A 214-nucleotide genomic window follows, 5' to 3' on the forward strand; every position below is an offset into this window, starting at 1 on the left:
TATCGGCTATCGCTACTCCATCTAAGGTCACATTTCCGGTGTTGGTTACCGTGATTGTATATTCTACCGTGTCGCCTAAACTTGCTCCGACTGGTGCAACATCATTCGTGATTGCTACGGTCTTAACCGCCTCGATACTTGGAGCTTCTGCGATGGTGGTTTCTGTTGGATCATCTTCTGTGTTACCATCCGTGTCATCTCCATCATCACTCGT

At 47.7% G+C, this 214-nt stretch carries 1 protein-coding gene; it reads right to left on the reverse strand.

Translation table 11 applies throughout. The features are described from left to right. The coding region (locus ACXAFS_RS15375; protein ID WP_475308069.1) for a DUF7507 domain-containing protein at window positions 1-214 on the reverse strand (214 nt) is incomplete at both ends.

This window comes from Winogradskyella sp. ABM4_392 (assembly GCF_056160445.1).